The organism is Paenibacillus lutrae, assembly GCF_009757775.1.
In the GTDB taxonomy this organism is placed as follows: domain Bacteria; phylum Bacillota; class Bacilli; order Paenibacillales; family NBRC-103111; genus Paenibacillus_F; species Paenibacillus_F lutrae.
In genome coordinates, this window is record NZ_RHLK01000002.1 from 779,649 (window position 1) to 792,967 (window position 13,319).

The window sequence follows — 13,319 nt, forward strand, 5'->3', positions numbered from 1 at the left end:
TGCGCACCATAAAGCATTGGACCCGCCTCAATCTTCCCGAGGCGGGTCCAATGCGTCTACCCGCGCAGCTCAAAATCCGCTGCGCGCTCATACATCGGTGACCGGCCCATATGGGTCCGGTACACCGCGATCTTGTCCGCCTCCCAGGAGGCGGACGGCAGATCCCCCGGCGCGGGAAGCAGCTCCCGCGTCCAATGCAGCCCGCCGCTATATCGGCGGGCCAGCGTGATGTGCGGCCGGTACGGCCGGTCCTCCGGCTCGAAGCCGAGGGACGCGCAGGCCGCCTCCACATCACGCTGCAGGGCTTGCAGGGCGTCCAGATCGCCCTGCACTCCGGCCCAGAGGATGCTCGGGGCATCCTTTGGGCCGAAGGTCCCTGTGCCCGCCGCGCTCAGGCGCAGCGGGGGATGGCTGCTCGCCGCCGCAGCGAGCAGAGGTGCCAGCTCCGGCAGCGTGGACGCCGGAGTGTTGCCGATGAACTTGAGCGTAATGTGGTAATCGGCGGAATGAAGCCACTTCTGGAACCTTAAGCCGGACGATTCCAGCTCCTGGCGCCAGCCGCTAACAAGCTGCTTCGCTGACTCGGCAAGCGGGACTGCGATGAATAGACGGTCTTCGGAAGGGCTGGTCATGTATCGTATTCTCCTTGTTGGAACGGATATCGTTAATGTAGACAAGTTATAGAAGAAGCATACAGAAGTGCAGCACGTTCCGTGAATAATAGGAAGGCTCAACAAGCTGCTTCACAGGTTCCTATGCTTGTGAACGGCTGCAGGAATGCAGGCATCTATGCGGCCGGGATTTCCAGCACCGTAATCGACACACCCGGAGCGACCTCGATTTCCCTGACTTCCACAAATCCGAGTGACTTGTACAAGCTTAAGGCGGGCGTATTAAGAGTACCGGTACTTACAACGGTTTTTCGTCCTTGTGCAATCTTCAGCAGAACATGCAAGGCAAGCTTGCGGGCAATCCCTTTGCGGAAATGACGGGGATGCACAACAAGCCTGCAAATATCCACTTCCCCGCTGTCTTCCGTATAAGAAATAAACGCCGCAAGCTCATCCTCCTCCCAGAAGCCGACAAAATTTTCACCGGATTCTTGTAATTTCTCCACGGTATCTCTCAGCTGCGGGATTCCTTGGAATCCGATCAGGTCAGCCTCTATCTGATACGAGGGGATCTGAACGCTCAGCATCATGCGGGCCGTTTCTTCCTGCTGTACATCTAAAATGGTTATCATACGGGATCTACGCTCCTTGCAATCAATCTAGTCTGTCTCTTCATTAAACCACGCCGGGGAAAAGGTTCAAGACTTGAAACTTTCATTTGATTTGATCTTGGAGTTTTTTTGTCGATGAAAAAGAGAAAAAATCATTCCGGTCTGTTCTTTAAAGAGTCCATAAATCGGGGGCGAGCAGGTGCAAAGCGGCCGTATTCATGGAAGTTTCACTTGATGGCTATGGAGAATACTGCTATCATAGCGATAAAACAAATGAAGCAAGAGGGTGTGGGGAGACAATGGGAAACCGTGCTTACAATTTTAATGCCGGCCCTGCGGCACTGCCGCTGGAGGTATTGGAGCAAGCTCAGCAGGAATTTGTCGATTTCCGCGGTATCGGGATGTCGATTATGGAAATTTCGCACCGAAGCGCACAGTATGAGCAAGTTCACCAGGAGACGCAGAATCTGCTCAAGGAATTATTCAATATTCCGCAAGGCTACAAAGTACTGTTTCTTACAGGCGGAGCCAGCACGCAGTTCGCTATGGTTCCCATGAATTTTCTACAGCCCGGCAGTGTAGGCGCGTACTCTCTCAGCGGCGCTTGGGCGGACAAAGCGATCAAAGAAGCCAAGCTCTTTGGAGAAACGGTTATTGCGGCCAGCTCCAAAGAACAGAAATACATGCGTATGCCGGATCTTAGCAACTTGTCTCTGCCGGAAAATACAGCGTATCTCCATGTCACTTCGAATGAAACGATTGAAGGCTCGCAGCTTCAGAGCTACCCGGACACAGGAAACATTCCGCTGATCGCGGATATGTCCAGTGACATCCTGAGCCGTCAAGTCGATGTGTCCAAGTTCGGCATGATTTATGCAGGCGCTCAGAAGAATCTGGGACCTTCAGGCGTGACGGTCGTGATCGTCCGTGAGGACATGCTGGAGAAAGCGAATCAGAGCGTGCCGACGATGCTTCGCTACGATACGCACGTGAAGAACGATTCGCTGTACAACACGCCTCCTTCCTATTCGATCTACATGATCAATCTCGTTCTTCAATGGATCAAACGTCAAGGTGGGCTGGATGTCTTGTCGAAGATCAACCGGGATAAGACTTCGCTTATTTACGACACAATTGATAACAGTGCCGGATTCTACAAAGGCTGTGTAGATGTTGACAGTCGTTCGATTATGAACATTACGTTCCGTCTGCAGACAGAAGAGCTGGAGAAGCAGTTTGCCAAAGAATCCGAACAGCAAGGCTTTGTCGGACTCAAAGGCCACCGCAGCGTAGGCGGATTGAGAGCTTCCACTTATAATGCTGTGCCTTACGAATCGTGTAAAGCACTGGCTGATTTCATGAATGATTTCAGTAAGCGCAACGGGTAACGGCAACCGTTCTAGAATAGTGAAGAAAGGACCCCCTGGAGGGTCCTTTTCTATTGGCGGAAATAGGGATGAAAGACATCCCACCGAAGAGGTAGGGGACCGTACCTGGCGATTACTCTTGGCAGAGGGAGCGCCTACGAGTGGAAGGGGGCAAGTTAGGGAGGTCCCCCAGAGATACTGCGGTTAAAGCTTTACCTCTGGGGTGTTATGCAGGCTGTATTCAGGCGAGGCTTTCTTTTACAACCGGCTCCGTTAATTTGTAACCGACATTGCGTATGGTGAGGATATAGGCGGGGGTCCGGGCGTTGTTTTCGATTTTATCCCGCAGGTGCGAGATATGGACATCGACGATTCGTGTGTCGCCGAGGAAGTGATAATCCCAGACGCCGTGCAGCAGCTGTTGGCGGCTGAGAACTTTGCCCCGGTGCTTGACCAGGAACACGAGAAGCTCGAATTCTTTGGGGGTCAGTTCAACCTGTTCTCCCGCCAGCATGACTTCACGCTGCTCGGGCCTGATACTGAGCTGTCCGATGGTAATGACCGCTTCATCCCCGGTAGAGGGGAGTGTCTGAATGCGCCGGATGATGGCTTGAATGCGTGAAACCAGCTCCTGCGGCGAGAAAGGTTTCGTCATATAGTCGTCAGCCCCGTTATCGAGTCCGGCGATTTTGTCCGATAAGTCCTGCATAGCGGTTAACATAATGATCGGGACGAGGTTATTCTGCTCCCGCAGCTTGCGGCATACCTGGAGCCCGTCCATCTTAGGGAGCATCAGGTCCAGGACAATAATGTCCGGACGGAATTGTCCGATTGCTTCGAACACCGCCTCGCCATCATAGACACAATGAACTTCGAAGCCGACGAGCTTCAGATTGAACTCGATCAGCATGGAGATCGAAGGTTCGTCATCGACGATCAGCACTTTTTTCTTCATGAATCGGTCTCCTTTGGGTTCGGTTATTATCCTCATTATCGCCGGGTAGTATCACGGACATATTAAGATGAAGTAAAACGTATGTAAAAATTGCGGCTCGCATCCAAAGTGGTATAATACTTTAAAGAAAGAGGTGAACGTGCAAGAATGGCTTTTCATATTGTGTTAGTTGAACCCGAAATACCGGCCAATACCGGCAATATTTCCCGCACCTGTGCGGCGACAGGGACGTATCTGCATCTGGTTCGCCCGCTGGGCTTCTCTACCGATGACCGGACACTGAAACGGGCCGGGCTGGATTATTGGCATTCCGTCAAACTTGAATACCACGATTCTTTTGCTGAGGTCCAGGAGAAGTATGCGGGTCACCGGTTTTTTTATTCCACAACCAAGACGGACAGACGTTATTCAGACATTGAATTCCGGGATGGGGATTTTCTCGTGTTCGGGAAAGAAACCAAGGGACTTCCTGCAGAGCTGCTTGAGGCAAATCCCGGGCAGACCATGCGTATGCCGATGACGGATGCGGTACGCTCGCTGAATTTATCGAACTCGGCAGCTATCGTGTTGTTCGAGGCGCTTCGTCAGAACGGCTTCCCCGGTTTATCTTAATTGCTCGGATACACAAGAAAAAGAGGCCTGAGCCCCTTTTGCGGTGCAGCTAAAAAATACCCAAACGTTTTGACGTGCCTTCACATAAATTGTGCTGTGCGAATCATCTTATCTCTGTGAAAACGGCCTTCTTAGGAAGGTCGTTTTTTCTAATAGAGCCAGGATACCCAGTAACCGAGCACAATCAGCGTAAAGAATAGAGTGACCGGGATAACGGTAAACGTTACTTTCATATACTGGCCCCAGGTGATCCGGACATTGCCTTGTTTGATCATATGAAGCCAGATTAAAGTTGCGAGAGTGCCTATAGGCAGAAGCAAGGAGCCTAAGTCACTGCCGATTACACTGGACAAATAAGAGATTTTCAGTGTCATGGGATCGAGATTCATGTTGGTTAGAGTCAAGGTTCCAATCATTAAGGCAGGGTGGTTGTTGAACAGATTGGAGAGAACGGTAAGTAGTGACCCCATCGCGATACTTGCAAGCAGGTAGCCTTGCGTTAGGAGAGGTTCCATGAATTTCATCAGCCACTGGGTTAATCCGATGTTGTGCAGGCCATAAATAATGACGTACATACTGAAAGCAAACAAGAGAATATACCAAGGTGTCTTCTTAACCATATCTGTGGGAGGGATTCTGAGATAAATCCAACGCCAGCCCAGCAGAGCCATAGAACCGATGACGGCCATGAGCGGAACGGGGAAGTGTACGTAGGAAGCGGCGAAGAGGGAAAGCCGGACAGCGAGTACAAAGAGGAGAATGTTGCGCATAAATTTCGGGCGATTCTCAGGAATGACCGGCACCGGCACGGTTTTGAGCGGATGATTGCCGGGTGTAGGGGGATAACTCCATTGTCCCGGCTTAAGCTTAGAAATTGTACGCGGAATCTGATTGAAAAAGTAGGCAAACAGGAGCAAAGCCAGGAGAAGCAGTCCTGCTGAAGCGGGAATGAACATCATTGCCGTATGCATGTAGAGGTCCATATTTACCATTTTTAATGCAATCAGATTCACAATATTGCTCACTCCGATCGGGGCGCTGGACGCCGTTGCGATTAAGGCTCCCGACAGCAGGTAGGGGATTTTTTGGTGATTTTTAAGTTTCATGTGGTGAAGCAGCATGAGAAGGATCGGGGTCGTGATAAGAATACTGCCGTCGTTGTTGACGAACAGGGTCATAAGAAAACAAAACAGGTTCGTATACCAGAATAACCGGATTCCCGAGCCGCCCGCTTTTTCTGACAGCTTCTCGGCCGCCCAGTGGAAGAAACCGAAGCTTTCGAGGACGATGGCCATAACAATCGTAGCAATAATGGTAACGGCCGCGCCCCCTATCGTCTCTGTAATGATGATCAAATCCGATAAGGATACACTGCCGCTCAGGAGGACAAGCACTGCACCTACCGACGCCGGTATGGCTTCATTGACCTGTGGGCGCCAGAAGATGAAAGACAGTGTACCGAGAAATATTAGAATTGTGATCGGCATCAAGTACTCGTTCATCATCTCACCTCCTTCCCAACTAAACGAATTCGCCTAACCGTTATAGAATTCAAACGAAGACACCGGGTGGATTCTATCACCTCCTTTATATTTGTCTGCTAGATTTAGTTGTAATGTATGGTATGTGATTTTACTCGGCAGTGAACTAAGCGAACTCCTAATTTCTATGAGATTCAACGGGTTGCTAGGATTGATATATGGCTACGAATGATAGGAAGCATCCCAGGCAAGGTACCTATATATTCAGATGGGGGTATGTCCCTTTGTCCCGGAAAGGACCTAGATCCTTTGAAATGTGACATTCCCGGCATGGGAAATTCGTCTAGTCTGGAGCGGGTCTGAAGTTCTACTTATGAAGGGCTCGAAATGAGCGTGTGCCTGGGATATTTGCGAAGCCGGGTTATGACCTGAGAATCAGGTTAAACAAAGGACTTACCAATGGTTAATTAAAAAACTGGAAATTTTGTTATCAGATTTTACAGGTACGCCTAGATCTGAGCAAACCAAAGGGTTCCAGTATTGACAAAGTTGTGGAATGTTCAATTATCTCTAAATTTTCAAAATTAAACAGCTGAAAATAAAAGATTTTACCGAAATAAGAAGGAATCGTACGAAACTTGGCGAATAAAAATGGGTAATGTTACTTATGCCGATTTGAATTTCGGATGAAAGAGGTGAGTGGAAATGATGAAACCTGCTGGAGTTGTACGTAAAGTTGACCAATTAGGTCGTATTGTTTTACCCAAATCGCTGCGCAAAAGATACCAAATGAACGAGGGCGATCCAGTCGAAATACTAGTTCAAGGGGACCATATCATCTTAGAGAGATACCGCCCCAAATGCGTATTTTGTGGAGAAATGGACCATGTGAACGAATTCAAAGAACGTCACATCTGTGCCAGTTGTCTGTCGGAAATGAACGCGATGAAACAACCAAGATCGTAGGTCTCCTTTCCTATCCATTCGGACTGGAAATCAGGACAACAGCAAACAGAGGCATCGCTTCCATCGGAGCGGTGCTTTTGACGTTTTATAGGGAAATATTCACCTCCCAAGACAAAACGCTTGTGGTAATATAAGGGAGGCAATTGGAAATGCGGTGAAGATCGTAAGGGGCAAGGTAGTGCGATCCATAAGAATTTTCCGCAGAGAAAAGGAGGGGGCTGGCATGGACTTTGAACCGCCAGGGTTTGGAGATTTTGAAGGAGTCGCAGGAAACGGATTTCCTTTAGACGCATTCGGATTGTTCGGAATTGTTTTTATGATCGTGTTCCTGCTGATCGCCGGACTCATTATTTTTTCGATTATAAAAGCAATCGGTCAGTGGAGTCATAACAACAAGCAGCCCGTACTGTCCGTCTACGCGGTAATAACGGCGAAGCGCACTCATGTATCCCGCAGGAGCAATTCCAATAGCAACGATTCTTTCTCCAATTCCGGCTCGACAAGTACGACGTATTACGCGACATTCGAGGTGGAGAGCGGAGACCGTCTGGAGTTCGCCATCAGCGGCCAGGAGTACGGTCAGCTTATGGAAGGCGATACCGGCAAGTTGACCTTCCAAGGGACGCGCTATCTGGGCTACGAAAGAAGCAGAGCCGTTGAGTAAAGCCGGACTGGCCGCGGGCCCTCCCCGTCTGGGACCTTCAGCAGGCGGCCAAGCGGGCGCGGCGGCGGGATTTGTCGGAGCCATGCTGCTCGTTCAACTGACGCCCGCCTGGGCCGGACTTACGGCAGCGGCCCTCCTCATAGGGCTGGCCCTGTTCCAGCAGCGTGCCGGACGCATCCTGCTGCTGACGATCGCCTCCATATTGACGGGCTACTGGTTGTCCGCGTGGCTGGGTGCGTGGCTAAGGGCGGAATCTTTAACGGGATTCGCCGAACCGGCTCGGATTGCTCTGTCCAGGCTTGGTTTGATCGGTTACGTCATCCCGCTGTCTCTTCTTTACATATGCGTCAAGCCTGACAATTCCTATCTGGCTGCCGGCCGGTTCGGGAACATCATTTATTTCCCGTTGGTCTGGCGGGGAATTAAAGATCCGGTTTGGCGCTCTCTTCTGATCTCCTCGGCTGTTGTGACGGTTTCATTCCTCTTCGTGATTGATTTCGGACAGGATCGGTTGCTGCAAATTCTCGGCTACTCCGTTTTATTTGCAGGCATAAATGCTGCGCTGGAAGAAGTGGTCTGGCGGGGCTATCTGCTGAGCAGGCTGGTTGATCTCATGGGCGAACTCAAAGGAGTTCTCGTTTGCTCGGCCGCTTTCGGCTTCTATCACTATTCCATCGGATTTCCGTGGGCGATCTGCATCCTCTTCGGAGTGCTGGGCATCTGGCTGAGCGGTTTGGCGATCCGCGCGCAGGGGCTGCTGCCAGTATTTCTGCTTCATTTCGTTATGAATATCCTTTTCGGATTATCCGGAATGATATTCTAATGCAGCGCAACAGCATACAAATTCCATGAAAAAAAGCCCTGAGTCATCAGGGCTTTTAAACATTGCGCGCAACGGTACCTGGCTTACAGGCCTTTCGTCTTATCCTCGTTGTACGAGGATGTGAAGATGGCCACAATAAACATGAGCAGGACCGTGTTAATAATCCAGAAAGCAGCTGACATCTGACACACCTCCAGAAAGCATACGTTATGCTTATTATACCCAACTGCCGGGCAAAAGAAAAGGATATATAAAGTTTTTTGAATGCGATGGTCCAGGATAAAACCACAGGAACCAGATCGTCTCTGTTGAATACAGGTAGAAATAAATAATTTACACATCATGTAAATATTGGTATTTTAAAAAGTGTTGTTGAAAATAAAATTACAGGAGGCGATGGTCTATACAGAGAACGTGCACGGGGAATTTGCTGATGGAATAGGGACTATCACACACTTGTGAACATATAGAAAAGAGGGATTCATAGTTTGAAGGAGCTCGGACCGGTATTAGTTTTCTCAGGATTAATGTTAATTGGATTAGGATTATTTGAAAAAATTCTAATGTATATAACCCCCGCTGGAAACAGCAATTTCAATGGCATTGAAGGTGTCACTTATAGGTACATCTGGAGCTTGTCTAATGTAACATTATTTATTGGCGGAACAGTCCTGTTATTAGCATTTTTAATGTATTTGTTTATAAATGAGAAAAAGCAATAAAAGCATAAATTTCTTTTGGAGCTATCGCCGCTTAGGCGGTAGCTTTTTATTTGCTTTTTGGGACAGATTATCTTGATGATGCCGCGAGTTGTTTCGCTTCTTCCTTCGGCCGGTTCAATTATGCTGCGCCTTAACAGTGCCTTAACATGATGCTTTGCAGACGTTGAGCGGTGTATACGAGGACGATCTGAAGGAGTGAAATCAGCTAAGGTCTAAGATTACAGGGGGCTTACTTCGGGTAAGTTAACCGGAGAAGATCTACCCATTATTTACTACAAGAAGGTGAGCTGAAGCGAATGAACTATGACGGAATTATTATCGGCGGCGGCATTGCCGGACTCCAGGCAGCCGTTCAGCTTGGCCGCTATGGTCATAAGGTGCTGGTCATTGATGCAGGCTACGGGCGTTCGACCCTATGTGCGCGTTATCATAACGTGCTCGGCTTCCCGGATGGCGTCTCCGGGGAGGAGCTCAGGAAGACGGGGCGCAAGCAGGCGCAGGCGCTCGGCGTGGAATTCGCGGACGGCCTGGCGATCCGTGCAGCCGGGAATCTGGACACCGGCTTCCGCGTCGGTATCCGCAGGCTTGCGCAGCAGGAGAGCGGCGGGAATCACCCGCTCGCAGCGCATGAACCCGGCGGCCGGGGATTGTCCGCCGAAGCGGAAGCCGATCCGGATACGGAGTACACCGGCTCGACCCTGCTGCTTGCCACCGGCGTAATGGACCGGTTCCCGGAACTGCCTGGGCTGCGCGAATGCCTGGGACATACGATCTACGTATGTCCGGACTGCGACAGCCACGAGGTGGCGGGCCGCCGGACGGTAGTGCTTGGTGCGGGCGATCCTGGAGCCCGCATGGCTTTGACGCTGCGCCCTCGTACCGACAAGCTTACGCTGCTGAACCATGAACGTAAGCCTATCAGCCCTGCGGTGCAGCAGGAACTGGATCTTGCCGGGATCCAGACAATCCCGGGACCGATTGCCGCCATCCAGGCCGAGGAAGGCGGCAGGCTGGTCCGCGTGCAGCTGGAGGACGGCCGCACGGTTGAAGCCGAGCGGGGATTCCTCGCTTTCGGAGGCAATGCGGTGCACTCGGATCTGGCGGTACAGCTCGGCGCCGAGCGGATGGAGAACCGCCATGTATTGGCGGACCCGCGCAGCAAGGAAACGAACATTCCCGGCGTCTATGCGGCCGGAGATATCGGCGTGCATGCCGAGCAGCTTACCGTCGCCATGGGTGAGGGAGCGATGGCCGCCATCTGGATGAACAAGGCCATTGAAGCGAAGAAACGGAAGAGTCAGCAGGGGTAAACCCGCTGGCTCTTTTTTTATACAACGTGGCAGGATGGAGGCCGGAGCCTATCTCTATTCATTCTTTTGCCGCTCCTCATCCCCAGTCCAAGTATCCTTGACTGCTGCTGCTTTTCTCTCCTCCAGAATTCTTTTATATTGTCGCAGCAGCCTGACTTTCCTCTGCTCGAAAAGCCTGGCCACTATGGAAGTTCCGCACAACTGCGCATTTTCACTGAAAAGACTGGCCGAGGGACATGGAGCAGAGTCGTCTAGCAGCACGAGGGCCTTCTCCGTCAGCCGATACAAGTAAGCAGGTCTTCCGGGTGATTGCCGCCGTATGGTCTGCTGCACATAATGGTTCTGCATGAGGGCGTTCAGATGACGCCGAATGCCCGCAGGCGTCATTTTGAGTTCATGGGCGATATGCTTAATGTCAGAGGTTCCCAACCTCTCGAGGCAGAACAAAATTTCTTTGCGCGTGGGTTGGTCCAGAGGATGGAAATGCGCTGCTTTCACATGTGTGCCCACCTTTCCCTTAATAGCCGGATTCTATGATATATAGTTTACAATAAATACCATTTATACCTTTAGATTATAAGGAGTGAGAAAAGTTTTGTCTATATGCAAAAATTTTTGCTAAAGTGAAGTTTTGGTGAACGGAGTATGTCCATTCTGTGAACTGCCTTTGTTTGCAGGCTTAAGAAAGAGGAAGAGCCTTACATTTGAAAGTGCCGGGGTGCGCAAACAAAGCCCGGATTTCCTCTGGCATCAAGAAGGAAATCCGGGCTTATTGAGTGAGGGACTTATATCTGCGCGGCTGAATTCGGGAGTCAGACTCGCTTCATGTCTGCGCAGCCGAATTCTGGAGGCAGACTCGCTTCATGTCTGCGCAGCCGAATTCTGGAGGCAGACTCGCTTCATGTCTGCGCGGCCGAATCCTGGAGGTAGACGCCTCCTATGCCGCCATTAAAATTTGCGGATGTTTATTGGAGAAATCACCGGAACTCTTCCGGTTTCATCCTGAGTGTGCAGGCCGCCGCTTGCGCGCTGCCTTCCCAGGCTGCGAAGCAGCTCGTTCCTGCAGGGCAGGAGGCTGCGGCGTTGATGCCTCCGGACTCCCATCTGCCGGCTGCTCCGCTTGGATTGAAGCATCTGCGGCATGATCGGCTATGAGGAGCGCAGAGGCATGACGCCCGCGTGTTCCGCGCTTTGTAGCGGGCTTCGGCTCAGCCCCGGGCAGAGAAGCAAGAGGCTCAGCGCCGGCAGTACTTGAGTCTGCAAGTTTGGCCACCTCACCGCCTGTGCTCTCCAGAGGAGCGACCACGTGCGCGAAGGCCGCGAGCGCTTCCGCACCCTGCGGCGTCAAGCTGTAGACACCGCGATTCACGCGGGCGAACCAGCCGTAGACGTTGCGCTGCAGGAGCGCCGCCGTCTTCGTGTTGCCGGTGAGCTCCCGCAGCTTGCGCGGACTGAGCGGCCCCTGCTGCCGGAGGAGCAGGGCGCAGTGGAGCGCCTTCTCGCGGTAGGCGGTCACCAGTTTGCGGCGAGTGCTGCCGCCCACGTTGTAGTCTGCGCTGCGCTCGCGGAATTCGCCGAGCAGGCGGTCGGCCTTGCGCTTGCGCGCGGGAGTGACCCGGGCAGGCGACTCCAGCCCGGGAGGATCGCAGACGATATCCACGGCCGGCTTCTTCGTCTTGTAGAACTGCACCGTTATGAGGCCGAGTCCCAGACGCCCGCACAGCTTGCGGATGTCGCCCCATGTCATGCGGTGGGGAACTCTTCCTTTGGCCGGAAGCTCGATGGCGATATAGACCTGCTCCGTCACGTCCTGCCTGCGCAAACCCTGGATGAGCAGCGGCACGGTGAGGCTGCGCTTCAGCTCTACGATGACCGGCGCTTCCCCTTCCCGCACAGCGACAAGATCGCAGTGGCGCACCTCGCCGCGGACTTCATAGCCAAGCTGCTCCCAGTATGCTTTGACGGGGGCGTACAGCTCGGTTTCGCTTTGGATGGGCATGTCCGTGGCTCCTTTCAGGCCTTACGATGACCGGTTCTTGTGGTACATTCTTTCAAGTATACCATAAGGCATCTTCGTATGAAGGAAGGCATTTTTGCAAGAGATTCTGGAAATTTTTGACGGATGCATGCTAAGATAGGCGACAAGTTGATCCATTTTTTGCATCGGATGAACATTTTATAAGGAGGAGTTCTGAATAGTGGAGGAGTTGTACAAGGATTATCATCTTCTGCTCGTTTCTATTGCTTACCGGATGCTGGGTTCACTCGCGGATGCCGAAGATATCGTGCAGGATGTATTTGCAGATGTGGAGCCCCGCATGCTGGCACATATAGTGAACAGGAAAGCCTACTTGTGCAGGTCGGTGACGAACCGATGCATCAATTATCTTAAATCTGCGCGAAAAAGAAGGGAAGTCTACGTCGGCACCTGGCTGCCGGAACCTCTTGTGACGCTTGCTGAGGGAGACCCGATGGACACCATAGTGAAGCAGGAAAGCATCTCTTACGCTTTGCTCGTTACGCTCGAACAGCTGAATCCGGTAGAGCGGGCCGTCTTTATTCTGAGGGAGACTCTTCATTATACCTACAAAGAGATTGCAGAGGTGCTGGAGCGGACAGAAGGCAGCTGCCGCAAGGTCTACAGCCGTGCCAAAGCCAAGCTGCCCGCGCCGGGGGAACTGCCCTTGGCGGCACTTCCGGCAAGAACGGAGCAGGAGGAGAAGTTCGTGAAGCTGTTTCTGCATGCGGTGTCATCGGGGCATTTCGAAGAATGTTTGTCCATGCTGACCAGGGAAGCTGTCCTGTATACGGATGGCGGGGGCAAGGTACGCTGCGCCCTGCGTCCCATTCTCGGGACGCAGCGCATTCAAGCTCTGTGGTCGGGGATCGCTCCAAGAGGTTATTTTGAAGGACGTATGCTTCCCGTGTATGTGAATGGCCGGAGAGGATTCGTACTGCTGAGAGCAGGCAGGCCAGTCATGGCCGTCAGTATGCAGTGGGACCCCGAGCAGGATCGCATCCGTAAGCTTTTTATCGTATCCAATCCGGATAAACTTCAGCGTATTCCGCTGTTATAAGCTCCTTGCTGCTCCGGTGTCCAGGCTTCAAAGTTGTTTTTGTTTGCCCGTTACCCGGTGTCACAAATTCCTTCGCTGCCTTGTTCTATCCTTGAGATTATCTATTTGAAGGAGGAAGAA

14 protein-coding genes are annotated in these 13,319 nt (G+C 51.8%); 8 read left to right on the forward strand and 6 right to left on the reverse strand.

Translation table 11 applies throughout. The features are described from left to right. Nucleotides 1-56 precede the first annotated feature (56 nt). Complete coding sequence (gene thpR, locus EDM21_RS05715) at nucleotides 57-734, reverse strand: RNA 2',3'-cyclic phosphodiesterase (RefSeq protein ID WP_235918040.1); 678 nt, start codon at nucleotides 732-734, stop codon at nucleotides 57-59. A gap of 53 nt (nucleotides 735-787) precedes the next feature. Continuing rightward, the gene (locus EDM21_RS05720) at nucleotides 788-1,243 is read right to left on the reverse strand and encodes a GNAT family N-acetyltransferase (protein ID WP_157333660.1); all 456 of its coding nucleotides are present in this window, start codon (nucleotides 1,241-1,243) and stop codon (nucleotides 788-790) included. Nucleotides 1,244-1,521: 278 nt separating this feature from the next. On the opposite strand from EDM21_RS05720, the gene serC reads away from it, so the two are divergent. Beyond that, the gene (gene serC, locus EDM21_RS05725; protein WP_157333661.1) at nucleotides 1,522-2,610 is read left to right on the forward strand and encodes a 3-phosphoserine/phosphohydroxythreonine transaminase; all 1,089 of its coding nucleotides are present in this window, start codon (nucleotides 1,522-1,524) and stop codon (nucleotides 2,608-2,610) included. A 220-nt stretch (nucleotides 2,611-2,830) separates the two neighbouring features. On the opposite strand, the gene EDM21_RS05730 is transcribed toward serC, so the two are convergent. Further along, nucleotides 2,831-3,544 carry a response regulator transcription factor gene (locus EDM21_RS05730; RefSeq protein ID WP_157333664.1) on the reverse strand — a complete coding sequence of 238 codons (714 nt, stop codon included), beginning with the start codon at nucleotides 3,542-3,544 and terminating at the stop codon, nucleotides 2,831-2,833. A gap of 147 nt (nucleotides 3,545-3,691) precedes the next feature. On the opposite strand from EDM21_RS05730, the gene trmL reads away from it, so the two are divergent. Beyond that, nucleotides 3,692-4,156: a tRNA (uridine(34)/cytosine(34)/5-carboxymethylaminomethyluridine(34)-2'-O)-methyltransferase TrmL gene (gene trmL / locus EDM21_RS05735; protein WP_157333666.1), complete on the forward strand. Its 465-nt coding sequence runs from the start codon at nucleotides 3,692-3,694 to the stop codon at nucleotides 4,154-4,156. 149 nt (nucleotides 4,157-4,305) lie between these two features. Here the strand turns inward: trmL and EDM21_RS05740 are convergent, their stop codons facing one another. Beyond that, the gene (locus EDM21_RS05740; protein WP_157333887.1) at nucleotides 4,306-5,658 is read right to left on the reverse strand and encodes an arsenic transporter; all 1,353 of its coding nucleotides are present in this window, start codon (nucleotides 5,656-5,658) and stop codon (nucleotides 4,306-4,308) included. 687 nt (nucleotides 5,659-6,345) lie between these two features. Here EDM21_RS05740 and EDM21_RS05745 point away from each other — a divergent pair. The 5 genes from EDM21_RS05745 (at nucleotide 6,346) to EDM21_RS05765 (ending at nucleotide 10,122) form a co-directional block, all read left to right on the forward strand. After that, nucleotides 6,346-6,603 (forward strand): AbrB/MazE/SpoVT family DNA-binding domain-containing protein, encoded by a 258-nt coding sequence (locus EDM21_RS05745; RefSeq protein WP_172798812.1) that lies wholly within the window; start codon nucleotides 6,346-6,348, stop codon nucleotides 6,601-6,603. A gap of 223 nt (nucleotides 6,604-6,826) precedes the next feature. Continuing rightward, the gene (locus EDM21_RS05750; protein WP_157333668.1) at nucleotides 6,827-7,267 is read left to right on the forward strand and encodes a DUF2500 domain-containing protein; all 441 of its coding nucleotides are present in this window, start codon (nucleotides 6,827-6,829) and stop codon (nucleotides 7,265-7,267) included. Beyond that, nucleotides 7,260-8,090 (forward strand): CPBP family intramembrane glutamic endopeptidase, encoded by an 831-nt coding sequence (locus EDM21_RS05755; protein WP_157333670.1) that lies wholly within the window; start codon nucleotides 7,260-7,262, stop codon nucleotides 8,088-8,090. The genes EDM21_RS05750 and EDM21_RS05755 overlap by 8 nt, the downstream gene beginning before the upstream one ends. A 488-nt stretch (nucleotides 8,091-8,578) precedes the next feature. Beyond that, nucleotides 8,579-8,812 carry a hypothetical protein gene (locus tag EDM21_RS05760; protein ID WP_157333672.1) on the forward strand — a complete coding sequence of 78 codons (234 nt, stop codon included), beginning with the start codon at nucleotides 8,579-8,581 and terminating at the stop codon, nucleotides 8,810-8,812. Between the two features lie 296 nt (nucleotides 8,813-9,108). Then, on the forward strand, nucleotides 9,109-10,122 hold the full coding sequence (locus EDM21_RS05765) for an NAD(P)/FAD-dependent oxidoreductase (RefSeq protein ID WP_157333674.1): 1,014 nt from the start codon (nucleotides 9,109-9,111) through the stop codon (nucleotides 10,120-10,122). Between the two features lie 54 nt (nucleotides 10,123-10,176). Here EDM21_RS05765 and EDM21_RS05770 read toward each other — a convergent pair whose 3' ends face one another. Both EDM21_RS05770 and EDM21_RS05775 read right to left on the reverse strand, forming a co-directional pair. Further along, nucleotides 10,177-10,620, reverse strand: a complete 444-nt coding sequence (locus tag EDM21_RS05770; RefSeq protein WP_157333676.1) for an ArsR family transcriptional regulator — start codon at nucleotides 10,618-10,620, stop codon at nucleotides 10,177-10,179. A 499-nt stretch (nucleotides 10,621-11,119) separates the two neighbouring features. Next, nucleotides 11,120-12,121 (reverse strand): DUF2161 domain-containing phosphodiesterase, encoded by a 1,002-nt coding sequence (locus tag EDM21_RS05775; RefSeq protein WP_338043934.1) that lies wholly within the window; start codon nucleotides 12,119-12,121, stop codon nucleotides 11,120-11,122. A 199-nt stretch (nucleotides 12,122-12,320) separates the two neighbouring features. Between EDM21_RS05775 and EDM21_RS05780 the strand changes: the two genes are divergently transcribed. Beyond that, nucleotides 12,321-13,199 (forward strand): sigma-70 family RNA polymerase sigma factor, encoded by an 879-nt coding sequence (locus EDM21_RS05780; RefSeq protein ID WP_338043935.1) that lies wholly within the window; start codon nucleotides 12,321-12,323, stop codon nucleotides 13,197-13,199. Nucleotides 13,200-13,319 lie beyond the last annotated feature (120 nt).

Coding starts and splice junctions, on each gene's coding strand:
- serC (WP_157333661.1), top strand. CDS start 1,522: ATGGGAAACCGTGCTTACAATTTTAATGCCGGCCCTGCGGCACTGCCG.
- EDM21_RS05730 (WP_157333664.1), bottom strand. CDS start 3,544: ATGAAGAAAAAAGTGCTGATCGTCGATGACGAACCTTCGATCTCCATG.
- EDM21_RS05720 (WP_157333660.1), bottom strand. CDS start 1,243: ATGATAACCATTTTAGATGTACAGCAGGAAGAAACGGCCCGCATGATG.
- EDM21_RS05740 (WP_157333887.1), bottom strand. CDS start 5,658: ATGAACGAGTACTTGATGCCGATCACAATTCTAATATTTCTCGGTACA.
- EDM21_RS05750 (WP_157333668.1), top strand. CDS start 6,827: ATGGACTTTGAACCGCCAGGGTTTGGAGATTTTGAAGGAGTCGCAGGA.
- EDM21_RS05745 (WP_172798812.1), top strand. CDS start 6,346: ATGAAACCTGCTGGAGTTGTACGTAAAGTTGACCAATTAGGTCGTATT.
- EDM21_RS05775 (WP_338043934.1), bottom strand. CDS start 12,121: ATGCCCATCCAAAGCGAAACCGAGCTGTACGCCCCCGTCAAAGCATAC.
- trmL (WP_157333666.1), top strand. CDS start 3,692: ATGGCTTTTCATATTGTGTTAGTTGAACCCGAAATACCGGCCAATACC.
- EDM21_RS05765 (WP_157333674.1), top strand. CDS start 9,109: ATGAACTATGACGGAATTATTATCGGCGGCGGCATTGCCGGACTCCAG.